This is a genomic window from Limosilactobacillus kribbianus, assembly GCF_026413145.1.
GTDB lineage: Bacteria > Bacillota > Bacilli > Lactobacillales > Lactobacillaceae > Limosilactobacillus > Limosilactobacillus kribbianus.
Map to the genome: position 1 here is coordinate 12544 of NZ_JAOVYZ010000003.1, position 22020 is coordinate 34563.

General features: G+C 55.4%; 22 protein-coding genes. 4 read left to right on the plus strand and 18 right to left on the minus strand.

What is annotated here, in order from left to right; all coding sequences use genetic code 11:
• Positions 1 to 3: 3 nt before the first annotated feature.
• From purR to trpS, 16 genes are all read right to left on the minus strand, one after another.
• Positions 4 to 834 (minus strand): pur operon repressor, encoded by an 831-nt coding sequence (purR, locus tag OCT58_RS01330; protein ID WP_267201030.1) that lies wholly within the window; start codon positions 832 to 834, stop codon positions 4 to 6.
• A 122-nt stretch (positions 835 to 956) separates the two neighbouring features.
• Positions 957 to 1757 (minus strand): metal ABC transporter permease, encoded by an 801-nt coding sequence (locus OCT58_RS01335; protein ID WP_267201031.1) that lies wholly within the window; start codon positions 1755 to 1757, stop codon positions 957 to 959.
• A complete protein-coding gene (locus tag OCT58_RS01340; RefSeq protein WP_267201032.1) occupies positions 1757 to 2431 on the minus strand; it encodes an ABC transporter ATP-binding protein in 675 nt (224 codons plus the stop codon). Before OCT58_RS01340 ends, OCT58_RS01335 begins: the two co-directional genes overlap by 1 nt.
• 2 nt (positions 2432 to 2433) lie before the next feature.
• Complete coding sequence (locus OCT58_RS01345; protein WP_267201033.1) at positions 2434 to 3342, minus strand: metal ABC transporter solute-binding protein, Zn/Mn family; 909 nt, start codon at positions 3340 to 3342, stop codon at positions 2434 to 2436.
• A 146-nt stretch (positions 3343 to 3488) separates the two neighbouring features.
• Positions 3489 to 4340: a 4-(cytidine 5'-diphospho)-2-C-methyl-D-erythritol kinase gene (gene ispE / locus OCT58_RS01350; protein WP_267201034.1), complete on the minus strand. Its 852-nt coding sequence runs from the start codon at positions 4338 to 4340 to the stop codon at positions 3489 to 3491.
• Between the two features lie 141 nt (positions 4341 to 4481).
• A complete protein-coding gene (locus OCT58_RS01355; RefSeq protein ID WP_267201035.1) occupies positions 4482 to 4715 on the minus strand; it encodes a Veg family protein in 234 nt (77 codons plus the stop codon).
• Between the two features lie 70 nt (positions 4716 to 4785).
• Entirely contained in the window at positions 4786 to 5679 is an 894-nt protein-coding gene (gene rsmA / locus OCT58_RS01360; RefSeq protein WP_267201036.1) for a 16S rRNA (adenine(1518)-N(6)/adenine(1519)-N(6))-dimethyltransferase RsmA, read from the minus strand.
• Positions 5676 to 6239: a ribonuclease M5 gene (rnmV, locus tag OCT58_RS01365; protein ID WP_267201037.1), complete on the minus strand. Its 564-nt coding sequence runs from the start codon at positions 6237 to 6239 to the stop codon at positions 5676 to 5678. The genes rsmA and rnmV overlap by 4 nt, the downstream gene beginning before the upstream one ends.
• Positions 6232 to 7041 (minus strand): TatD family hydrolase, encoded by an 810-nt coding sequence (locus OCT58_RS01370; protein ID WP_438361101.1) that lies wholly within the window; start codon positions 7039 to 7041, stop codon positions 6232 to 6234. The genes rnmV and OCT58_RS01370 overlap by 8 nt, the downstream gene beginning before the upstream one ends.
• Positions 7042 to 7043: 2 nt before the next feature.
• Positions 7044 to 9074, minus strand: coding sequence for a methionine--tRNA ligase (metG, locus tag OCT58_RS01375; RefSeq protein WP_267201039.1), 2031 nt, complete (start codon positions 9072 to 9074; stop codon positions 7044 to 7046).
• A 78-nt stretch (positions 9075 to 9152) separates the two neighbouring features.
• Entirely contained in the window at positions 9153 to 10001 is an 849-nt protein-coding gene (locus OCT58_RS01380; protein ID WP_267201040.1) for a DUF72 domain-containing protein, read from the minus strand.
• 445 nt (positions 10002 to 10446) lie between these two features.
• The gene (locus OCT58_RS01385; RefSeq protein WP_267201041.1) at positions 10447 to 11145 is read right to left on the minus strand and encodes an NAD-dependent protein deacylase; all 699 of its coding nucleotides are present in this window, start codon (positions 11143 to 11145) and stop codon (positions 10447 to 10449) included.
• A gap of 4 nt (positions 11146 to 11149) precedes the next feature.
• Positions 11150 to 12112: an IpaB/EvcA family protein gene (locus tag OCT58_RS01390; protein WP_267201042.1), complete on the minus strand. Its 963-nt coding sequence runs from the start codon at positions 12110 to 12112 to the stop codon at positions 11150 to 11152.
• Positions 12109 to 13365: a hydroxymethylglutaryl-CoA reductase, degradative gene (locus OCT58_RS01395; protein ID WP_267201043.1), complete on the minus strand. Its 1257-nt coding sequence runs from the start codon at positions 13363 to 13365 to the stop codon at positions 12109 to 12111. Before OCT58_RS01395 ends, OCT58_RS01390 begins: the two co-directional genes overlap by 4 nt.
• Positions 13358 to 14296, minus strand: coding sequence for a Ppx/GppA phosphatase family protein (locus OCT58_RS01400; protein ID WP_267201044.1), 939 nt, complete (start codon positions 14294 to 14296; stop codon positions 13358 to 13360). Before OCT58_RS01400 ends, OCT58_RS01395 begins: the two co-directional genes overlap by 8 nt.
• A gap of 181 nt (positions 14297 to 14477) precedes the next feature.
• Positions 14478 to 15500: a tryptophan--tRNA ligase gene (gene trpS / locus OCT58_RS01405; RefSeq protein ID WP_267201045.1), complete on the minus strand. Its 1023-nt coding sequence runs from the start codon at positions 15498 to 15500 to the stop codon at positions 14478 to 14480.
• Between the two features lie 316 nt (positions 15501 to 15816).
• On the opposite strand from trpS, the gene OCT58_RS01410 reads away from it, so the two are divergent.
• Genes OCT58_RS01410 through OCT58_RS01420 form a run of 3 tightly spaced genes read left to right on the plus strand, consistent with a single transcriptional unit; the run spans position 15817 to position 18117 of the window.
• On the plus strand, positions 15817 to 17328 hold the full coding sequence (locus tag OCT58_RS01410) for a Y-family DNA polymerase (RefSeq protein WP_267201046.1): 1512 nt from the start codon (positions 15817 to 15819) through the stop codon (positions 17326 to 17328).
• Positions 17328 to 17789 carry a hypothetical protein gene (locus OCT58_RS01415; protein ID WP_267201047.1) on the plus strand — a complete coding sequence of 154 codons (462 nt, stop codon included), beginning with the start codon at positions 17328 to 17330 and terminating at the stop codon, positions 17787 to 17789. Before OCT58_RS01410 ends, OCT58_RS01415 begins: the two co-directional genes overlap by 1 nt.
• Complete coding sequence (locus OCT58_RS01420; RefSeq protein ID WP_267201048.1) at positions 17755 to 18117, plus strand: transposase; 363 nt, start codon at positions 17755 to 17757, stop codon at positions 18115 to 18117. The genes OCT58_RS01415 and OCT58_RS01420 overlap by 35 nt, the downstream gene beginning before the upstream one ends.
• Positions 18118 to 18174: 57 nt before the next feature.
• Here OCT58_RS01420 and OCT58_RS01425 read toward each other — a convergent pair whose 3' ends face one another.
• Positions 18175 to 20394 carry an alpha-galactosidase gene (locus OCT58_RS01425; protein WP_267201049.1) on the minus strand — a complete coding sequence of 740 codons (2220 nt, stop codon included), beginning with the start codon at positions 20392 to 20394 and terminating at the stop codon, positions 18175 to 18177.
• Positions 20395 to 20667: 273 nt separating this feature from the next.
• On the opposite strand from OCT58_RS01425, the gene OCT58_RS01430 reads away from it, so the two are divergent.
• A complete protein-coding gene (locus OCT58_RS01430) occupies positions 20668 to 21498 on the plus strand; it encodes an AraC family transcriptional regulator (RefSeq protein WP_267201050.1) in 831 nt (276 codons plus the stop codon).
• A gap of 61 nt (positions 21499 to 21559) precedes the next feature.
• Here OCT58_RS01430 and ndk read toward each other — a convergent pair whose 3' ends face one another.
• On the minus strand, positions 21560 to 22003 hold the full coding sequence (gene ndk, locus OCT58_RS01435; protein ID WP_267201051.1) for a nucleoside-diphosphate kinase: 444 nt from the start codon (positions 22001 to 22003) through the stop codon (positions 21560 to 21562).
• Positions 22004 to 22020 lie beyond the last annotated feature (17 nt).

Sequence of the window (22020 nt, forward strand, 5' to 3'; positions counted from 1 at the left end):
TTCCTAATCAAATACCGTCGCCATGAAGTTTCCGGGACGGGCCGTGATGGACTTTTCTTCGCCATCCTCAGCATCTACTTTAATCAATGCCGTGCAGTTGTCAACCAGCCGCTTGCCATTGGTGGCGTTTCCCTCGGCCAGGACGGTCATCCCGACCAGGTTAGCCCCAAACTCCTTAATCAGGGAGTGCATCCCGTTCAGGGTGCCGCCGCCCTTCATGAAGTCATCAACTACGACCACATTGGCCCCAGCTGACAGGGTCCGGCGAGACAACTCCATCTTCTTGATCCGCTGAACGGATCCAGAGACGTAGTTCACACTGACAGTCGGACCCTCGGTGATGTGGGAACTGTTGCGAACAATTACAAAGGGCTTATTCATGTACATCGCCACACTCTGGGCAATCGGGATCCCCTTCGTTTCAACCGTCATGATGACGTCGACATCTTTGTCAACGTACTGGGTTGCAATCAGCCGGCCCACCTGGCGCAGGATGTCAGGGCGTCCAATCAAATCAGACAGGTAAACGTAGCCACCGGGCAAAAGACGGGTATCATCATTGACCTCCGCCACCAGGTTATCAATGGCCTGCTTGGCGTTTTCCTTGGAGTAAAACGGCGTCAGAATCGCACCGCCACTGGCACCAGGGATGGTCTCTAAGCTACCCTCGCCCCAGGTATGAAAGGTGTGCTTAACAATGCTGAGGTCTTCACTAATTGATGACTTGGCGGAACCAAAGCGCTCGCTGAAAAACTTCAGGGACACCAAGGTACGGGGATGTTCCATCAGGTAGCGGGTCATATCAACCAGCCGATTACTACGACGTACTTTCATTATTCTTCTCTGCCTTTCAAAAATGGATTGTTTCTCGTTAATTCTAACATAAAACGTTCGGGTTTTGCGTAACAAAATAAAAAAGACCGGCAATAAAATTTGGCCGGTCCCATCACAGCAATTCAGTTGGCTTCTACAAAGTAATTTTGGTAAAGCAGTCCGGCCACGTAGACTAACACCTCGATCACGGCAATAAAGAAGCTAACCGGCCAGTTGGTCAGATAGCCTAGTAACAGCCCTAACCAGGTCCCCAGTAAGGAGAAAAGAATCGCCAAGACGATCATTTTGAAGACGCCGTGGGTGAAGTACTTGGCGCTGGCAGCCGGCAGGGTTAGCAGGATGAAAATCAAAAGTGAGCCAACGATCTGGGCGGCCACGCTGACACTCAGGGCCAAGAGCAAGAGAAAGATCACCGAGATCACGGTTTCGTTGATTCCCTGCACCCGGGCACCAATCGCATCAAAGGAGGTAAACTTCAGCTGCCGATAGATCGCCAGGGTAATCAGCAAGACAACGATTGACAGAACAATCAGTTGAACCACCTCGCTCGTGCTAATGCCAACGACACTCCCGAAGAGGATGCTGGTAGCCGAGCTGGCGGTTTGACTGCTCAGTGACAAGAAGAGGATCCCCAGGCCGATGAAGAGGGCCGAAACAGCACTGATCACGGCTTCCCGGCGTGACTCCTTGACGCTCATCTGACCAACCAGGACCGAGCTCAGCATCGTGAAGAGGATCATTCCGTCCAGAGCCGGCCAGCCAGCGAAGACGGCGAAGGAGGCTCCGGCAAAGCCAATTTCGGACAAAGTATGGGTCAGAAACGGCAACTGACGGGCCACCACGAAGACCCCGATCACCCCACTGACGATCGCAATGAAGGTGCTGGCCACGAAGGCGTGACGCATGAAGGCTAAGGTTAGCATTATTCGGTTCCCTCCTCATCTTCTTGAACGGGCAGCTCATCAATTGAGCCTTCCTCATAGCCGTTGGGCATCATATGCAGGTAACGGGTCCCGTAATGGCGGGCCAGGTCCCAGTCGTGGGTGATGAACATCACGCTCAAGCCATTTTCCTGAAACTTAGTCACCAGGTCCAGGAGTTCGTACTTCATCTCGTTATCCAGGCTGGCCGTCGATTCATCCAGGATTAACAATTCCGGATCTTGAAGCAGGGCCTGCGCCAGGTAGGCCCGCTGCTTTTCCCCACCGGAGGCTAAACCCAGCGGCCGGTCGGCAATTGCGGTCAGGTCAGTCAGACGAATAATGCGATCAACCTTAGCCCGTTCCTTCTTGCTCAGCCAAGGAATCAGGCGCGGGGGGCAATTCAATGAGACAAAGTCACGCACCGACAGTGGATATTCCTCATCGAGATTCCGGAACTGGGGAACATAACCGATTTTGGTCTGTGCCGGAATGTTAATCGCACCACTGCGGGGCTTGAGCAAACCAAGCAGGGCCCGGATCAGGGTGGTCTTTCCCACCCCGTTTTCACCGACGACTACCAGGAAGTCACCCTCGTTGACCGTGAAGCTCAGATCGTTGATCACCTGGTGGTTGCCATAGGCGACGTTTAAGTCTTCGACTGAAACAACTGCCATGCTCATTCCCCCTCTCGTTGAATTTTGGCGAGCTGCCGGTACTGACGTAGCATCCATTTCCGATAGGTCAGGCCATTGGGCTTGGATTCCGTCACTTGCAGCACCGGAACGTTGTGCTGGTGAGCCAGCTTGACCAGGTTATCAATCACCTTATCACTCGTCTGTTTATTTTCCACGAAGAACGCAATTCGGTGATTGGTAATCGCCTGTTGAAGCTCACTAATGTCCTGTGGGGACGGATCGTTGCCGTCCTCGATTGCCTTTTCAAAGTGACGGTCGGTTACCCGGTAGCCCAGTGCCTGCAGGGCGTAGTCGAAGACCGGCTCGCTGACCGCCACGTTTTTATTGCTGCCAACCTGGCTCTTAACTTTGGCAATTTCTTGGTTCAGATCGGCTAGGGACCGTTGATAAGCCCGTGCCCGCCGCCGGTAGTAGGCACGGTGGGACGGATCAATTCGTCCGTATTCAGTTACCAGGCGACTAGCGAGCCTGCTCATCGTAGTCGGCGCATACCAGACGTGCTCGTTATCACCATTGTGCTTCCTGGCCACCTGACGACCGACGTTGACCGTGGTGTAGTCATGATCGCTGGTCGACTGCGCGAGCTTGGTCAGCCAGTGGTCATAGCCCAGGCCGTTCTCAATCACCACGTTGGCCCGCTCCATCTTTTGTGCCTGGGCCGTCCCCGGCTGGTAATCGTGCGGGTCGACCGAGGCACTGTTGATTAGTGAATCGACCTGACCGTACTTCCCGGCAACCTCACTGGCCACCTCACCGTAAAAATTCAGGCTGGTGATTACCCGGATGGGCTTTTGGTCTTGGCCAAGCGTTTTCCAAGGAACAAAAGAGAGTCCCAGAATTACCAGTAAAATAGCAACCAGACCGGTAACCCCGGCTTGATATCTCTTCATTAAAATTAACAACCCCTTTTCTCAAATAGTAATGATTACTATTTACAACATTATCCATCTTAGCGAAGATCGTCCCGGAGCACAAGCCCTTTTATTAAAAAAGGGAGCGGAATTGTACTCAGGTCAATTCCCAACTCCCCAATTTTTTATAGTAGCGTTACCACATGCACGTCGCGGCAAAAGCCACAGATACTATTTTGAATCCGCCGGGCCCGGGATTCGGTATGGCAGACGGCAAAGACGGTCGGTCCCGTTCCGCTCATCTGAGCCACATCCGCTCCCAGCTTAATCATCTTGTCCTTGAGACGCCGAATCTCCGGGTGGGTCCGCATCGTGACCGGTTCTAAGACGTTGCCCATGTACTGCACCGCCGTCGCCCAATCCCCCGCTTTGAGGCTCGCAATCAGCTGCTGGTTATTGAGATGGTGCAACTGTTCATAGTTGATCTGACGTAGAATTTGCGGGGTCGAAACACTAGTCTGCTGCTTAGCGATCACCGCCCAGTAGTGGGGCTGGGCCGGCAGCAACTCGATCTTTTCCCCGTGGCCCGTCACGTGGGCAAGCTTGCCATAAACGCAGTAGGGAACATCGGAATCAATCGACAGGGCCAGGGTGGCAAGCTCCTCCAGACTCAAGTCGAGTCGCCAAATGCGATTGAGGGCCCGCAGCACCGCGGCTGCATCCGAGGAGCCACCGCCCAAGCCGGCTGCCACGGGGATATGCTTCCTGATCCTGATCGTCACGCCTTCGCGTTGGTGGAACCGATTGCGCAAGATGTGAGCCGCCTGATAGGCCAGGTTGCGTTGATCATTGGGCAAAAAGCCACTGTCCGTGTAAACCTTGATTGTCCCCGGATGCAGGTGGGTTTCGACGGTGACGTAATCCGCTAAGTCGGCCGAAACCATCACCATGTCCCAGCGTGGCGAGCCATCGAAGTAACGCATTGGCGTATCGAGACTCAAGTTTAGCTTTGCGGGGGCCTTTTCCGTAACAAGCATGTGTACCGCTCTCCTTCCCGTGAAACATCTTACGTCGATTATACTAATCGGGTTAACATGCTGGCAAGTCCCTGCTGGTGGTGAAGAGAAACAAAGAATCCACACTGTCGCGCGACCAGGTGTGAATCCTTCAATTACTGGTTATTCAAATGTTAATGCAACATTGTGCGTCAAAAGGTCAGCATAGCTATACGAAACCCGCTGAACCTTCTCTTCATCGTCACTCAAGTGGACGATGAAAATCGCCGGATAGATCTTTGCCAGCGTGCCATGCAGAGTGTTAATCCGTTTGCGTCCCGCTTGGGCATCGATCCTCACCGGTTGGCCGATTCGTTCTCGCAGCCATTCTTTAATTTCATCAATTGTCTCTGGCACCCGCCCTCACCTCGCTGTTACTTCCAGTATACGAGGTTAATAAGCAGATTTCAAAACGGTGTCTATTAAATTAGAGCAATCCCACCGCATGGAGGGCATTGGCCAGCTCGATGAATTGGGTGAGGTCCAGCCGTTCCGGACGAACCTGCTTAGGAAGTTCCAGCTGAGCCAGAACTTTTTCCAATTGAGCCTTGGTCGCCGGATCCTTGCCGACGACTCCCTGGAGATTGTTCCACAGGCTCTTGCGCCGGTGGGCAAAACAGCCCCGAATAAAGCCAAAGAGCTTTTGCTTATCAAAGGGCTGCATCGCAAGCTTTTCCCGTCGAGGCGTTAGGACCACAATCGCGGAATCAACATTCGGTGCCGGCACAAAGACCCGCCGGGAAACGTCAAAGGCAATCCGGGCATCCATCTGGTACTCAATTGCCAGAGTCAAGGCCCCATATTGCTTGGTCCCCGGCTTGGCGGTCAAACGTTGGGCAACCTCCTTTTGCATCATGACACAGATGGCGTCCCAATCGACTGGGCTAGCGAGCAGGCCCATCAGGATCGGGCTGGTAATGTAGTACGGCAGGTTAGCCACAACTTTAATCGGCCGGGTCGGATCGGTGAATTGCTGCTGAATTAACTCCGGCAGATTGGCCTTGAGGACGTCCTGATTCAGCACCGTCACGTTGTCGTACGGGGCGAGCACTTCCTTCAGGACCGGAATCAGGTCGGCGTCAATTTCCAGCGCCACAACTTGGCCTGCTGCCTGGGCCAGTTGCTCGGTCAAAGCTCCGATCCCGGGACCAATCTCGATCACGTTGTCGTTCTTTGTGATCCGGGCCGCCTCAACGATGTTCTTCAAAACGTTGAGGTCGGTCAAGAAGTTCTGGCCGAAGCTCTTCTTGGTGCGAATCCCGTACTTTTCCATGATCGCCCGGGTCCGGGTACGACTGCCAATTTCTGGTGACTGACTCATTCGTTTTCCTCCTGCTTGATCTGTGTCATTGCCTCTTCAAACTGGGCCGGGCTGATCTGAAACATGTTCAACCGGTGGGCCAGCTGTTTGCCGTTACCGTAGCCAATACCCAAAAGCTGACCGAGCCGTTCCCGGCGCTGGCGAGCGTGCGGGTTGCCCGTTAGGCCGGCTGCCTGCATGCTCTGGACGGTAAAGGTCGCCGTGGGCTCTTCCTCTTGGGTATAGAGGTGGGCCAAAGCGGCCTTAATAACTTCCGGGGCGGCATGCTCAACACCGAGACTGCCGTGGGCAACGTCGGGAACGCCCTGATCACGACGAATGAAGGCGTGCTTGACCCCCGGCACGGCGGCACTGATCATCTTGCGCAGCCGTTCCCCGTTGAAGTCGGGATCGGTGAAGACAATCAGTCCCCGTGTTTTCTGGAGCTTCTTCAAACGCTCCAAATCGGAGGCCGAAAGAGCCGAACCGTTTGTCTCGTAGGTATCGGCAGCCACCGCCTTATGAATTTGTTTGGTGTCGTCTTTACCTTCGACGACGATCACTTCTTTGATCTTAGTCATCCTGTTCGTCCTTCTTCAGAAATAGGCTCCTGGCGTTGTGGTAGGTCTGGTAGGCCACTTTTTCGGCAGCCACCTGCTTTAATTCAGCCACCGCGTCCACCACAAACTTGGTGAAAGCCGGCTCGTTTTGCTTGCCGCGGAACGGCTTGGGGGTCAGGTATGGTGCGTCGGTTTCGACCATCATCCTGTCAAGTGGCACGACCTGTACCGCGGCGTGAACATCCGTGGCGTTCTTGAAGCTGGCCACCCCGCTAAAGGAGATTGCCATCCCCAGGTTCATGAATTTCTCGGCCCACGCCGGCGAACCGTTAAAGCTGTGCATCACCCCACCAAATTCGGCAACGTGGGCGTCCCTTAAGATCGCGTAGGCATCAGCCAGGGCGTCGCGGCAGTGAATGGAAACCGGCAGATGCAGCTGGCGCGCCCAGGCAAGCTGCTTTTCGAAGAGCGCCCACTGAAGTTTGTGCGGCGAGTGCTCGTCGTTATAATAATCCAGACCAATCTCACCCACGCCAACCACCAGCGGATCCTTCAGCTGGGCTAGGAGGTGGGCCTCCTCCTCGGCATTAAAGGTCGCCAGGTCCTCGGGATGCCAGCCAATAACTGGGTGCAAGCTGGGGTAGCAATGTCCCAGCTCCACCGCCCGGTCATTGAGCAGGCAGTTGGACCCCACGATGTTCATCTCAACCACCCCGTAGTGATTTGCCCGAGCAATGAAGGCCGGGACATCGTCAAAGAACGGCGTGTCGTTGAGGTGGGTATGGGAATCATAAACTTTCCGCCACGATTTGTGCTTTGTCACGATTATTCAACGCCCATGCCTGGTACCAGGTCGTCCGGTGCGATGACTACCTTGACATCACCATCCTTTTCAGCCGAGAGCATCATCCCCTGGCTGAGCTCGCCCCGCATCTTCCGCGGCTTCAGGTTGGCCACGATCAGAACGTTCTTGCCAACCAGAACGGACGGGTCTGGGTACCACTTAGCGATGCCGGACAGGATCTGCCGGCCCTCTGGAGTCCCGTCGTCCATCTGGAACTTGAGCAGCTTGTCGGCCCCTTCGACGTGATCGGCAGCGGTAATCTTAGCCACCTTCAGTTCAACCTTGTCAAAGACGTCGATCCGAATTGGCTTCTTGCCGGTCGTTTCTTCTTCCTGCTTAGCAGCGGTCTGGGCCTGCTTCTTTGCTTCTTCCATTGCTTTTCTCCCCTTTTTCTTCTGGTTTGCGCTCATCTTGCTCTTGATAAAGTCAACTTCCTGCTTAACGTCCAGCCGTGGGAAGATCGGCGTCCCCTTGGCAACTACCTGGGCCGTGGCCGAGAAGTCATCGAACTGCAAGTCGGTCAGGGTCAGGTCGGTCCCGTCCAGGCCCAGCTGACGAACAATTTCCTTTGGTGCGTCCGGCATTGCGGGCTGCAGGAGGGCGGCGATCATCCGGAGGCTCTTTGCCAGGTGGGTCATGACGTCGGACAGTTCAGCCTTCTTGCTGTCGTCCTTGGCCAGCACCCATGGCTCGGTCTCGTCAATGTACTTGTTGGCGCGGCTGACCAGCTTCCAAACGGTGGCCAGGGCGTCGGCAAAGTGGGTGGCGTCCATTTCCTGCTTGTATTCAGCAACCACGTCGGCGGCAGTCTGCTCCAGGTCGGCATCGAAGTCGGTCGTGGCATCGTTTTGCCCGGCCAGCTTGCCGTCCTGGTACTTATTGATCATGGCAACGGTCCGGTTCAGCAGATTCCCCAGGTCGTTGGCCAGGTCGAAGTTGACCTTGTCGACAAAATCTTCTGGGCTGAAGACCCCGTCGTTGCCAAACGGTACTGCCCGCAGCAGGTAGTAGCGGGTAGCGTCGAGACCGTAGCGATCAACCAGGGTCTCTGGGTAGATGACGTTCCCCTTGGACTTAGACATCTTGCCGTCCTTCATCGTCAGCCAGCCGTGGCCGATGACGTGCTTCGGCAGCGGCAGGCCGAGGGCGTGGAGCATGATTGGCCAGTAGATGGTGTGGAAACGTACGATTTCTTTGCCGACCATGTGAATGTCAGCTGGCCAAAACTTCTTGAAGAGGCTGTCGTCATCACTGCCGTAACCGAGGGCAGTAATATAGTTGGACAGGGCGTCGATCCAGACGTAGATGACGTGCTTTGGATCGTTTGGCACCTTGACACCCCAGTTGAAGGAAGTCCGGGTGACGGCCAGGTCTTCCAGGCCCGGCTTCAAGAAGTTGTTGACCATTTCATTCATCCGGGAGTGGGGCTCGATGAAGTCCGGGTGTTCTTTGTAGTAATTCATCAGCCAGTCGGCATACTTGCTCATCTTGAAGAAGTAGGATTCTTCCTTAACCAGCTGAACCTCGTGGCCGGACGGCGCCTTCCCACCGATGACCTTGCCATTGTCGTCACGGTAGACCTCGGCCAGCTGGCTTTCGGTGAAGTACTCTTCGTCGTCAACTGAGTACCAGCCGGTGTACTCACCCTTGTAGATGTCACCCTGGTCGATGAACTTTTGGAAGATCTTCTGAACTGCCTTTTCGTGGTAGTCGTCGGTCGTCCGGATGAACTTGTCGTTGGTGATCTTCAGCGTCTTCCAGAGCTTCTTGATCCCCGCGGCCATTTGATCAACGTATTCCTGCGGCTGCATGTGCAGCTGTTCGGCCTTTTCCTCAATCTTGAGCCCGTGTTCATCGGTCCCAGTCAAGAAGAAGACGTCGTAGCCGTTGAGCCGCTTGTAGCGCGCCTCGGCGTCACAAGCAATTGTCGTGTAGGAATTACCAATGTGAAGTTTACCAGATGGATAGTAAATTGGTGTTGTGATGTAATAGGTTGGTTTTTCAGTTGCCATATGAGGCCCCTCTCTCTAATGATTTTCTAAGATTAGTTTTACAGTTTAGTATAGCATATTCCCCCGGCGTCTGACGGCCTAAAACAGGTCGAGCTGCTCGGGAGAACGCGGTGCCAGTCCGGTAAAGTGAACACCCAGCATCTTCTGCAATTTCAGTGCGTTGGGGGCGGCATCCTTGCCGGAGTTGTTGTTGAAGATCACGCAAACTTCTTGCGGCTGGGGCGTTAAATTCTCAATTGCCGTTTGAAACTGGTGCAGTTCGGCGTCCGAATAGCGATACAGCGTGCGAGTCTTGCGCCAGCTCTTATCCTGGTTAAGCCAGCCACTGGTGTTTTGGCCGTGCAGCCGCAGCATCGCTAGCTCGGGATTGGTCGTCGCCAGGTAAAAGGGCACCGAGGCGACAATGCCGTGCGGTTCATCCGCCGCCACCAGGGTAAATTTCAGGTCCCGGCAAAAGGCCACCAGGGATTTTAAGGTGCCGGGGCGGTACCAGGTCTGGTTGCGCAGCTCGATTGCCACCGGCAGTTTGCCCATCCAGGTCCGCACCAGGCGCAGATACTCAATGTCCTCGGGTGAGGCATCGAAATAGGGTGGAAACTGAAAGAGGACCGTCTTCAATTGCCCGCTCGCTACCAGCGGGGCCACAGTTTGCTTATAGTGTTCAAATAGCTCCGCCAGAGCCCCCTTGTCCTGCCCGCGCTCGTGCAGGGTCATCCCCCGATGGGCCTTGATGACAAATTGAAAGCTCGCGGGGACCTCTGCCAGCCAGTTCTGAATGGTTGTTACCTGTGGCAGGGCGTAGAAAAAGGTATCCACCTCGACCGTTGGCAGATGCTGGGCGTATTCGTTTAGGGTGACCGGCCGCTCTTGGTTATGGATCAGGGCCGGGTGCTCGGTCCAGGTGGTCAAGCCAATTGTGATTTTCATTTTGCTTGCCTCCCTTTTCAAAGCGTCACAAATGCTTAGCAAATTCTTATTCTGGCCAAAATAAATCTATATGCATCACTTGGCCGGTGCCCAGGCCAGCCCTGGTCCCGTTTATGCATTGCCGTCCTTAGGTTCGCGCAGATTATGCAAAAAGTGAGCGAACAAAGATGAGAGCACTTCTCAGAATGGGATTTTTCCTGTCAATGTCGCCAAAAAGATGTTATCTTACGGTTGAACAATTTGAAAGGGGCGATTACGATGCTGCTAAACACTAAGTTAATGTCTAACGTCAAATCCGGTTTTAAGAAGGGCGCGGGCCACGCGAAAGGTGCGGTGGCATTCCCCTTCAAGGTCGACGGAAAGGTCGTCTTCTTTAACTAAGTGACGTCAACTAAATACTACAGCTTAAAAAGAACGATTGCTCTTGTTGGCAATCGTTCTTTTATTATACATTCAGTTCAGCGAAGAACTTGGTGGCGTCGGTCTGAACCATCGTAAATTTAACTGGCAGGTCGAGTTTTTGCTGGTTGATGGCCAGCACCTGGGCCGCCGGGTTGCCGTACTGCAGGAGCCCCGCAAACGGGTAAACCTTCATTGAGGTTCCCACAATCACGATCAGGTCGGCCGTCTGCATCGCCCGGACGGAGTTGATCACGTCATCCTGCTTGATTCCCTCGTCATAGAGGACGATGTCGGGACGCAGCGGACCGCCGTCCTTGGCGTGGATCCGGCTCTTCAGGTAATCGGCCACCGGTACACTCTCCTTGCACTTTTCACAGTAGACGTGGTAGAGATTGCCGTGGAAGTCGATCAGGTGGGTTGCCCCCGCCTCTTCGTAGAGGTTGTCGATGTTCTGGGTAATCACCGTCGCCCGGTCCTGCTGGGTCAGGGCCGCCTGCTTTTCGTGGATCACGTTCGGCTTGGCATCCGGGAAGTAGAGGTTCTTCTTGCAGAAGTTGTAAAAGCCATCGGGATCGGTCGCAAAGTAGCGATGACTGAGGTAGTATTCCGCGTTCTTATCCTGGGTGTAGAGTCCGTTAGCCGAGCGAAAGTCCGGAATCCCGGAGGCCGTAGAAACCCCGGCCCCAGTCAGGAAGACAATGTGCTTGGCCTGATCAAATAAGTGTTGAATTTCCTGTTCCATAATCTTACTTCCTTACAATGTATGGAATGCTGTGCTCTTCTAAGAATTTCTGGACCGGCATGCCGTAAATTTTCTTGAAGGCTTCCGGCGTCTCCGGCTGTGGAGCGGCCATCGTAAACGAATTCTGGTGATCGTTGCGCCGCAGCCCAACGTAGGCCCGCCGGCTGGTCCCCCGCTCTTTCATGTCGGAATGGAAAATTTCGAAGACCTGGCGCATCTCCAGGCGCAATTGGCGGGCACTCAGCACCGGTGAAACGGTGGTGTACTCGTTGTTGTGCAGGGCCGGCATCCCCCATTCTTGCATCTGTTCATCAAAGAGGCCGTAAAGCCGTACAATCGTCCGTCGCATGTCAAACGGGGACTTGATCGGCTTGGCTGCGATCTCCTGATAGATCTTCTTGGCGGCTTCTAGGGCCAGTGGGTAGTTTTCCTGGAGCCGCGCCTCAAACTTCGGCAGGTCGTCCCCATAGAAGACCAGGGCGTCCAGGAGGGTCAGCAGGCGCAGGGCCCGTTCATCGTCATCCTTGGCCCTCTCATTGGTCAGGGTGTGCTCGATCCCCTTAAAGTAGAGCTCCTCGATCTGGTCATCGATCAAGCCGTGCTTGCGTTGCTCGGCCACGACCACCCGGTGCATGGCCACGTTGTAGAGGTCGGTCGACATGATCATCATCTGCTCATCGAGTTCCTTGTCGCCAAGGGAAAGCTGGAAGAAGATCTGCGGGAAACCCTGGAGCAGCATCAAGAGGTGCAGCAGTTCGTGACTGGCCGTGTAGTTCGGTGCCGTCAGGTCGGTCACAATGATGAAAAGGCCGCCGGGCAGGGTCTTCTGCGTGGCCTGGTCGTGGCGGACATAGCCGGCTTTTTCACCATGAAACTGAACAAAGACCGTCCCGTCCGGGTAGAGGGAATTGATCTCTTCCAGCAGTGCCTTGTTGGTATCGTTTAATTCAATCTTTTCTTCGGTCATTTTTGTTCCTTTCTAATCGCTTGGAGAACTTGACGCGCCCGTTCCTGGTCGACGTGGTTGCTCTTGGCCAATTTGGCCGCGACCAACGGGACCTCGGCTGGGGTGGCACCGACGCTGACCGCCAGCGAACGGTACTGCAGCTTCATGTGACCGGCCTGAATACCGGTCGTCGCCAGGGCGCGCAGGGCGGCCAGGTTCTGGGCGAGGCCGATGCTGGCGGTTACCGCCGCCAGTTCCTCGGCCGTCTGAATTGCGCTGATTTGAAAATTAAGTTTGGTCTGGGGATTGAGGCCGATTGAACCGCCGACCACCCCGACCGGCAGTGGCAAGGTCAGCTCGCCGTGCAAGCCAGTTGCTTTAACCTGCCAGGTAGACAGACCCCGGTAGTGACCGTCACGGGCGGCATAGGCGTGGGCACCGCTCTCGATGGCCCGCCAGTCATTGCCACTGCCGATCATAACGGCATCGATGCCGTTCATGATTCCCTTATTATGGGTGGCGGCCCGGTATGTATCTACCTGGGCGAGGTCGCTTAACCGGGCGATCCGCTCGGCCACCGCCTGGCCGCTCATCTTAGCCGTCGCCAACTGGGCAAAGTCGACGTCGCAGGTCACCGTCTGGAGGCTGTTGGTGGCAAAGTTGCTGAGGATCGCCACCAGTACGTGGTAGCCCTGGGCGGTCAGCTCGCGGGCCACCGCCTCGGCCATCGTATTGACGCTGTTGGCCCCCATCGCCTGGCAGACATCAATGCCGAGGTCGACACTGACGAAATCGCCTGGAGTGCGAACGGTCAGGTGATTGGCCCCGCCACCCCGGCGCTGCATCGACGGGTGGGCGGCATTGGCGACCGCCAGCAGGTGGGCGGCCTGGTCAAGGATTTTTTCTTTAGTGGCCGCAATATCGTCAACGTCGGTTAAGACGACCTGGCCGACCAACTCCCGGGATTGCTTGGGGGCATGGAAGCCACCCGACCGTGCTACCCGCTGGGCGCCGTTGGAAGCCGCCGCAATTACCGATGGTTCCTCGACCACCATTGGGACCACGTATTGTCGTCCGTTAACGATCAGGTTGAGGCCCACCCCCTCGGGCAGGGAATAGTCAGTCAGGTAGTTTTCCACCAGCTCGTTGCCCAACGCTGAACCCCCTGCGGCCAGCTGCTTGACGACGCTGTCCGGCAGGTTAAGGCCGTCTACCAGGCGTTTCCGCCGTGTTTGGGGGTCGAGCTTGTAAAAGCCGTGCTGCCAATCAGTCATGCTGTCGCTTCCTTTGGTTCACGTATTCCGTGATGATTCCTTCCCGTACGCCGCTTTCGGAAAAGATCACCCGGCCGTCGCTGTTGCGTTGCAAAAGGCTCACCAGCGGCAGCATCCCACCGACGATGATGTCGGCCCGATCAGTTTCCAGGCCCACCATCCGTTTGCGCTGGGCAAGGTTGCGGTTCAAGAGCTCCCGGTAGGTCGCAAAGACGACCCGGGACGAAATCTGGTAGCCGTGAATGGAGTGCTGACGCCGGTGCCGGTGATGATAAGCCCAGGTCATCCGGGCCAGGGTCCGGTTAGCACCGCCGAGCAGGACGATCGGCACCCGGGTCGCATAACGCAGCCAGGGGATCTTCGTCAGCCGCTCGTTCATCGCCACCTGGGCCCGAAAGAGGTCGGCCGAGCGAACGTAGCCATTCAGGTGAAACTGCTCCGACAGGGTCACTGCCCCGACCGGAATGGAAATCAGGTCCCGGGCACGCCGCTGCTGAACCAGAACCAGCTCACAGCTCGCGCCACCAACATCCAAAATTAAACAGTGGTTCAACTTCATGGTGCGAATCACACCTAGGTAGTCGTAGTAGGCTTCCTTCTTGCCCGACAGGACCTGGAGATTAATGCCGACTTCCTTTTGAACCCGATCCAGGAACTCCTGCCGGTTATGCGCCTGACGGACCGCCGCCGTCGTGATGGCGCGGACCTGGGTGTTGGGCATCCCCTCATAGATCTTCTTGAAGCGCTTGAGGGCGGCAATCGTCCGGTCCATCGCCCCTTCCTGGAGCATCTTTTCCCGGCCCATGCCCTCGGACAGACGGGTATTTTCCTTTACCCGTTTAATTTCCCGAAAACGGCCATCCGGGGCAATCTCCGTGATGGCCATCCGGGCCGAATTCGAGCCCAGGTCAACAATCGCGAGGTTTTCCACTATTTCTCACCTCCGCTTGATTAATTTATTTTCATTAAAAACATTCCCTTTAATGTTACCATGTTCCGCTCCGTGAAACACTAATAACTGTTTTAACAGAATGATTTTAAACGCCAAAGGAGACCCACCAGCATGTTTGCCGGTCCGGTCTCCCAATTGTTAGCTTGAATAAGCTTATTTTTTAGCCAAAGTAATTGATGCCGATGGCGTCACGAACTTCCTTCAAGGTCTGGTTGGCAACCTCATTGGCCTTGGCGGAGCCTTCAGTCAGGACCTGGTCAACATAGTCCAGGTTAGCCGCGTAGTGTTCGCGCCGTTCCCGGATTGGCCGCAGGATTTCTTGGAGGACGTCGTTTAAGTGACGCTTGATCTTGACGTCACCGAGACCGCCCGCTTGGTACTGTTCCTTCAGTTGGGCCACGTAGTCCTTGTCCGGATCAAAAATGTCCAGGTAGGTGAAGACGGTGTTACCCTCGACGTGACCAGGATCGGAAACCTTGATGTGGGTCGGGTCGGTGTACATCGACATGACCTTCTTTTGGATCGTGTCGGCGTCGTCGGACAGGTAGATGGCGTTACCCAGGGACTTGCTCATCTTGGCGTTGCCGTCCAGGCCCGGAATCCGGCCCTCACCCTTTGGCGGGAAGACGCCCTCGGGTTCAACCAGGATGTCCTGCTTGTAGATCCGGTTAAAGGTCCGGACAATCTCCCGGGTCTGTTCCAGCATTGGTTCCTGGTCGTCACCAACCGGCACGGTGTCCGCCTTGAAGGCCGTGATGTCGGCCGCCTGGCTAACCGGGTAGATGAAGAAGCCGGCCGGCACGCTCTCGCCGAACTTCTTCTGCTTGATCTCGGTCTTGACGGTCGGGTTCCGCTTCAGCCGGGCAACCGTAACCAGGTTGAGATAATGCATCGTCAGTTCGTTTAAGGCCGGAATCTGGGACTGAACCAGAATCGTGGACTTCTTCGGATCAATGCCGACAGCTAGGTAGTCGAGGGCCACTTGGTGGAGGCTGTGGCGGATCTTCTCGGGATCGCGAGCGTTGTCGGTCAGCGCCTGCTGGTCAGCGATCATGATGTAGGTATCATATTTGCCGGTGTTTTGCAGGGCCACCCGGTTCTTCAAGGAACCAACATAGTGTCCGATATGCAGCTTGCCAGTTGGTCGATCACCAGTTAAAATTACGTGTTTCTTTTCAGTCATTTTAATTTCCTCCTTTATAGATAAAGCGCCCCATTAGTCGAAACTAATAGGACGCTTTGCGCGCGGTGCCACCTAAATTGCAATTGCTTGCCACTCATGCCCAATTGGGCCATCTTTAGTTGTTACCAGTTCGCGCTTTGGGGACCTTTCCACCAGCTGTCCCTCGCTGTTACTCACGCTACTTTTTGATGCCTATATTTTAAGCCCTTTTAATCGCATTGACAAGCCCCTGCCAGCCCAAAAAGGCAAACACTTGTTCTAGATGCGCTTCATCAGTTATAATGGTAATAGTTTTTTCGAAAGGAGTCCGCGCCCAATGGCAACCTACCTGGCAATTGACCTCAAATCCTTCTATGCTTCGGCCGAGTGCGCCGACCTCGGCTTCGACCCGCTCAACGTGAACCTGGTGGTCGCCGACGCCACCCGCACCAGCAAGACGATCTGCCTCGCCGTCTCGCCGGCCCTTAAGCGCTTCGGGCTGCCCGGCCGGCCGCGGCTGTTCGAGGTCGAGCAGCGAGTGGCCGAACTCAACCGGGAGCGGGCCAAGCAAGCGCCCGATCACCGGCTGGCCCCCTGGGGATCGATCTACCGGGACGATCTCCTGGCCAATCCGACTTTCAAGATCGAATACAAGGTGGTGGCCCCACGAATGGCCTTTTACCTGCAGCGCAGCGCCGAGGTTTACGAGATCTACCTCCGCTACCTCCCACCGGCCAAAATTCACCCCTATTCAATCGACGAGGTGATGATGGACGTTACCGACTACCTCCAGACCCACCACGTCACCGCCCATGACCTTGCCAAGGAGATCATCCAGGTGATCCAGGCCGAGACCCACATCACGGCCACTGCTGGCATCGGTGACAACCTCTACCTGGCCAAGGTGGCGATGGACATCGTGGCCAAACGGATCCCGGCCGATGAAGACGGCGTCCGGATCGCCGAGATGGATGAGCAAAAGTACCGGCATTACCTGTGGGCCCACGAACCACTCACCGACTTTTGGCGGGTCGGCCGGGGCTATGCCAAGCGGCTGGCAAAACTTGGCTTGCACACGATGGGTGACATCGTCCGCTGCTCCCTCGGTAAGTTGTCCGATCCCCAAAACGAGGAGACCCTCTACCAAGAATTTGGCAAGAACGCCGAGCTCCTAATTGACCATGCCTGGGGCTACGAATCCGCCACAATCGACGACATCAAGAATTACCGGTCCAACAACCACGGGATCTATTCCAGCATCGTCCTTCCCCGCCCCTACCGGTTTAGCGAGGGTCGCATCGTGGTTTCGGAAATGGTCAACATGCTCTGCCTGCAGATGGTCAAGCGAGACCTGGTCGCTACCGACTTTTCCCTGGCCGTCGACTATGACGTCGAGAGCCTGCACACCGGCAACAACTACCACGGCGCGATCACCAAGGACTTTTACGGCCGAGACGTCCCCCACCCAGAGCACCGGGCCTTTTCCTTTGCGGTGCCGACCGCTTCGACGACCGAACTGACCAAGCACTTCCTGGAGGCCTACGACCAGCACTTTAATCGTCAGCTGCTGAGCCGCCGGGTGACGGTGACCGCCAACCACCTGCTCACCCGCAAGAAGGCCCAGGAACAGACCTATGCCGAGCAGCTCGACCTCTTCAGCGACCCGTACCAGGTTGTCAAGGAGGCCCGAGAAAAGCAGGCAATCCGCGACCAGGACTACCGGCTGCAAAAGCTGATTCTCAAGATGCACCAGGACTTCGGAAAGAATTCGATCATCCGCGCGGCCGATCTCAAGGACGGGGCCGTCGCCAAGAAACGCAACAAGGAGATTGGGGGCCACAAGGCATAATGGACAAGAAACAATGGCAGGCCGAACAGGCCCAGTTTAATGACACTTCCCGCTACAATGACATCATGGACGCCCCCCGCCACGTTTCGCGCGCTCACCTGCCGATGACCGGGCGGGACCGGGCCGGCCAATTCGCGCCCTTTGCGGCCCTGACCGGCTACCACGAGCTGTTGGCCAAGACAGCTGAACGTTATGCTAATAAAATTTACCCGACCGAAGAGCAGGTTCAGGCGGTCTTCGACTTTTTCCACTCATGTTCGTCCGGCGAGCGGGTCAGCCTGACCTACTTCAACGGGCAAAGCGGCTACTACGACCAGTACCAGGGCCAGCTAAACCACGTTAATTGGGATAAGCAGGAGGCCTTTTTTGCGGACGGGCACCACATTCCGTTGCTCAACATTCGGGAAGCAGGAAGGGAGGAGCAAAATGGCAACCAAACCGGAAATTCAGGCAGCGATTAAGAATGGCAATGAGGTCGTCGCCGACTTCCAGGAGCACTCAACAGGGCGGCTGAATCTCTGGACGTCAATCGTCGACCTCAGCCAGAACTACGTGATCACCGCCGAGGCCCAGAAGCGGGTTGGCACCGGGATCACCACCGCGATCATCTGCCACCTCCCCTTCGCTCATTTTGACTATGACGACTACGTCCAGGTTTTAATGGGCCTGCAGCAGCGCTGGGACGTGCCGGTGCTCTGCCACGCCTTCCCCCGCCAAAAACTTAACAATTTGCGCCGCGAATACGGCAGCCGGATCATCCGGGATGATATCGTTCGCCGCTATCGCTAATAAAAGCCCTGCTCGATTTTCTTGAGCAGGGCTTTTAATATGTGCGATGAATTTAGTTTAAGCTTCCTTGACCACGAAGAGGTGGGCGCTGAAGTCGGACGGATCCTTCTCCGGCTTGGTCCGGTCCATGATCCGTGGGACAAAGTAGCCGACGTGCATCAATTCGGCCCCAGAGAACTTCTCCTTGCCGCCGTTGACGGTGTAGGTCTTGTCCGGGTCGAGGCCCTGGAAGTAGAAGCGGATGTAAGCTGGGTTGGCACCGTTCAAGATCTGGAAGCGAGCCGCAACGGCTTCCGTCTTGTCGGCACTGACAACCTGCCAGCCGTAAACGTTCTGACTGGCGGTATCCGGATTCTCCAGCCGGTAGAAGGTCCCCTGCTGGAAGAGGTGCCGGTACTGCTTGTAGAAGGCCACCTGCTTCTTAATCGTTGCCAACTGGTCGGCCGGCAACTTGGTGATGTCGAGTTCGTAACCAAAGTCACCGAAGTAGGCCACGGCCGCCCGGGTTTCGATCGAGGTCAACCGGCCCACCTGGTCATTCGGCACGGCGGAAACGTGGGCACCCCACATCGATGGCGTGTAGCCGTAGGAGGTCCCATCCTGGATCTTGATCCGCTCCACGGCATCGGTGTCGTCACTGCACCAGGCCTGTGGTGCATAGTACATCATTCCCAGGTCAAAACGGCCACCACCGGAAGCACAGGATTCAAAGAGCACCTTTGGGAAGGCATTGGTCAGGCGGCTGTAAAGCTGGTAAACGCCCAGAATGTAACGGTGGGCAAACTCCAGCTGCCGGTCCGCACCCAGCTTGCTGCCGTACATCTCCGTGATGTTCCGGTTCATGTCCCACTTGATGTAGTCGAGCTTGGTCTGCTTAATAATTGCACTGATGTGGTCCACCAGGTAGTCCACTACTTCCGGCCGGGTCATGTCGAGAACGTACTGGTTCCGTGCCGGCGTGCTCTGCCGACCCGGCGTGGAGATCATCCAGTCAGGGTGCTTTTCGTAGAGCTTGCTGTCGATGGAAATCATTTCCGGTTCGAACCAGAGGCCAAACTTTAGTCCTTGTTCATGAACCTTCTTGGCAAAACCGCTGATCCCGTTGGTGAACTTCTTTTGATCGACGAACCAGTCGCCGAGGCTGGACCGGTCGTTGTCCCGGTGACCAAACCAGCCGTCATCCAGGACAAACATTTCGATGCCGAGTTCGTGTGCCTTCTTGACGATTGGCATCAGCTTGGCCTCGTTGAAGTCCATGAAGGTGGCCTCCCAGTTGTTGATCAGGATTGGCCGCTCCTCGTGGGCAAAGTGCGGATTGATCAGGTGGTCGGCGTAAAAGCTGCCGAGCTGCTGACTGAGCTGGTTGAGTCCCTGGTCCGTGTAGGTCATCACTGCTTCCGGCGTCTGGAAGCTATCGCCATTGTCTAGGCGCCAGCCGAACTCGTCCGGGTTAATTCCCACCAGGACCCGGGTGGTGTCGAACTGGTCGACCTCGACCGAATCCAGGAAGTTGCCGGAATAGATGAAGTTGAAGCCGAATGCCGCCCCCTGGTTGTTGTCGGTGTGGGGACGCGCCAGGATGAAGAACGGGTTCTGCTGGTGGCTAGAGGCGTCCCGCAGGCTGCTGATGCTTTGGACGCCGGAACGCAGGTGGGTACGAATCAGGTGCCGTTCCCGGGCCCAGGTTCCCGAGAACTGCAGCAGGTCGTAGTCACTGTCCGGCAGGTCCAGCTGGGCGCTCAGGGCCCGGTTCAACGTAATTGGCTCGCCGTGGTTGGTGAAGGTGGCGCTGCGGACGATCACGTCTTCTTTTTCAAAGACGGTGTAGTGCAGGTCGAGCCGGACGTTAGCAAGTTCGTCCTTGAACCGTACCGTCAGTGTCTGGGCATCGTCGCCCCGGTCATCGAAGGTGGACGGCAGATCACCGAGACGCTTCTTTCCCTTCGCCAGCTTATAACCCGTGTAGGCAAACTCACTGATTCGGGAACCGTTCGGGTAGGTAATCTGGTAGGCCGGGTAGCGGTAGTCGCCCTTGCCTAGGCCGGCGTATTCCTGCTTAATCAGCTCCAGTTGGAAGTCGCCCTGGTCCACGGTCAGGGTGTTGGTGCAGTCGTGTTCCTCACGGCTGGCCAGGTTCTGGTAGTCCTTTTTGACCGGAATCTTTGGGCCGTAGTAGAGTTGCCCGGCCTGACCGTTTTCCAAGATCTTGAAAATGTAACTGGTCTTGGCCGTCTGGAGATGAAAAAGCTGCTGTTCTTCATTGACATGAATACCCATTTTGAATAACCCCTTTGTCATTTTGTAAACATTTACATTTTAATTATATTACTGATGAGACATGACTACTAGTCTACCTGTATCCGCTTACAAGTTTCTTAACTTCATTATATTGAACGAAGCCCGTTTCTTCCATGGCAGTTTGCGCTCGGAACATGCCAGATCGCTAGTTAAACAAATTGACATCTCACGGACAAAGCAATGGTATAATCAGCAAAGCAACAACATTAAGTGCAAACAAATAACCATTAAAGAACTGGAAGGTGACATTTTATGGATGGTGAATATCGAAGCCTAACGGGCACCAGCTTTGAAAGCAAGATTCTTTTCATCGGCCAGGAGAACTGCCCGCCGAACTACTTTTTTCGCGGCAATAACGTCCGCGACAACTACGTGATCCACTATATTTTGGACGGCCAGGGAACCTTTTCCTCCGCCAACCGGTCGGCCGTTACCCTGAAGAAGGGCGACACTTTCCTGCTCCCCAAGGGCGTTCCCTGCTTTTATCAGGCCGACGGGACGAATCCCTGGAAGTATTTCTGGATCGGCCTGTCCGGCACCAAGATCAAGACAATGCTGGAAGGATCGCAGCTGCTGGACAGGCGCTACCTGCGGCAAGTCCAGGGCAGTCAATTCTATGCCAGTCTCACCCAGCTCTTTGCCGCCCTTAAAAATCAGAGCTCGCTGGCCAACGACATCCTGGTCGAGTCCCTGACCTACCAAATGTTTTACCACCTGGTGACGGAATACCCAACCAAGGCCGCCAAGTCAAGCGGCAGGGCTGCCGATCGGTTAAAGCTGGCAGTTTACTACCTGCAAGAAAACTATCATGACAGCAACTGCAACGTGGAAAGCCTCTGTCACCACCTTGGGCTTTCACGAAGCTACCTCTACACCCTCTTTAAGAAGAACATGAACGTTTCCGCGCAGCGCTACCTCACCCACCTGCGAATGGAAGGGGCGATCCAGCTCCTTAAGGCCACCGACAAAACGGTCCAGGAAATTGCCCATCAGGTTGGCTACCGCGACGAATTTACCTTTTCCAAGGCCTTCAAACGTTACAACGGCTTCAGTCCCTCGGCCTTTCGCAAAAACAGCAAATAACCACCAAGGCATAAAATCTGTCTTGGTGGTTATTTGCTGTTTTTCCTAAGGTTTATTTTTATTAGTCCGGCTGGTCGAACTTAAACTCTGGGAACCAGATATGAATTTCCTTAGTGGCACTAGCTGGTTCGTCGGAAGTGTGGACGATGTTCCGAAGGTTGCCATCTGGCCATTCACGGCCATAGTCACCACGAATCGTTCCCCATTCGGCTTCAACCGGGTTGGTGGCACCGGCCATGTTGTGGATAGCCTTGATAACGTTGGTCCCAGAGACCACGATCCCCACGATTGGGCCTTCAGTCATGTATTCCAACAGGTCCGGGAAGAATGGCTTGTTAACTTTGTCGGCATAGTGTTGACGCAACAGTTCCTCAGTTGGCTGGATCATCTTCAGGGCTTCGATCTTGTAGCCCTTGCGTTCAATCCGGGTGATAATTTCACCGATGTGACGGGTCTTGACCCCATCCGGCTTTACTAAAACTAATGTGTATTCGTCTCTAACCATAACGAATGTCTCCTTTA

Excerpts from the sequence above, each read along its gene's own strand:
- OCT58_RS01345 (WP_267201033.1), bottom strand. The coding sequence starts at position 3,342 with ATGAAGAGATATCAAGCCGGGGTTACCGGTCTGGTTGCTATTTTACTG.
- OCT58_RS01415 (WP_267201047.1), top strand. The coding sequence starts at position 17,328 with ATGGACAAGAAACAATGGCAGGCCGAACAGGCCCAGTTTAATGACACT.
- trpS (WP_267201045.1), bottom strand. The coding sequence starts at position 15,500 with ATGACTGAAAAGAAACACGTAATTTTAACTGGTGATCGACCAACTGGC.
- OCT58_RS01380 (WP_267201040.1), bottom strand. The coding sequence starts at position 10,001 with ATGAAAATCACAATTGGCTTGACCACCTGGACCGAGCACCCGGCCCTG.
- purR (WP_267201030.1), bottom strand. The coding sequence starts at position 834 with ATGAAAGTACGTCGTAGTAATCGGCTGGTTGATATGACCCGCTACCTG.
- OCT58_RS01340 (WP_267201032.1), bottom strand. The coding sequence starts at position 2,431 with ATGGCAGTTGTTTCAGTCGAAGACTTAAACGTCGCCTATGGCAACCAC.
- OCT58_RS01410 (WP_267201046.1), top strand. The coding sequence starts at position 15,817 with ATGGCAACCTACCTGGCAATTGACCTCAAATCCTTCTATGCTTCGGCC.
- rnmV (WP_267201037.1), bottom strand. The coding sequence starts at position 6,239 with ATGACTAAGATCAAAGAAGTGATCGTCGTCGAAGGTAAAGACGACACC.
- OCT58_RS01390 (WP_267201042.1), bottom strand. The coding sequence starts at position 12,112 with ATGACCGAAGAAAAGATTGAATTAAACGATACCAACAAGGCACTGCTG.
- rsmA (WP_267201036.1), bottom strand. The coding sequence starts at position 5,679 with ATGAGTCAGTCACCAGAAATTGGCAGTCGTACCCGGACCCGGGCGATC.
- OCT58_RS01420 (WP_267201048.1), top strand. The coding sequence starts at position 17,755 with ATGGCAACCAAACCGGAAATTCAGGCAGCGATTAAGAATGGCAATGAG.
- OCT58_RS01395 (WP_267201043.1), bottom strand. The coding sequence starts at position 13,365 with ATGACTGATTGGCAGCACGGCTTTTACAAGCTCGACCCCCAAACACGG.
- OCT58_RS01385 (WP_267201041.1), bottom strand. The coding sequence starts at position 11,145 with ATGGAACAGGAAATTCAACACTTATTTGATCAGGCCAAGCACATTGTC.
- OCT58_RS01430 (WP_267201050.1), top strand. The coding sequence starts at position 20,668 with ATGGATGGTGAATATCGAAGCCTAACGGGCACCAGCTTTGAAAGCAAG.
- metG (WP_267201039.1), bottom strand. The coding sequence starts at position 9,074 with ATGGCAACTGAAAAACCAACCTATTACATCACAACACCAATTTACTAT.
- ispE (WP_267201034.1), bottom strand. The coding sequence starts at position 4,340 with ATGCTTGTTACGGAAAAGGCCCCCGCAAAGCTAAACTTGAGTCTCGAT.
- ndk (WP_267201051.1), bottom strand. The coding sequence starts at position 22,003 with ATGGTTAGAGACGAATACACATTAGTTTTAGTAAAGCCGGATGGGGTC.
- OCT58_RS01425 (WP_267201049.1), bottom strand. The coding sequence starts at position 20,394 with ATGGGTATTCATGTCAATGAAGAACAGCAGCTTTTTCATCTCCAGACG.
- OCT58_RS01335 (WP_267201031.1), bottom strand. The coding sequence starts at position 1,757 with ATGCTAACCTTAGCCTTCATGCGTCACGCCTTCGTGGCCAGCACCTTC.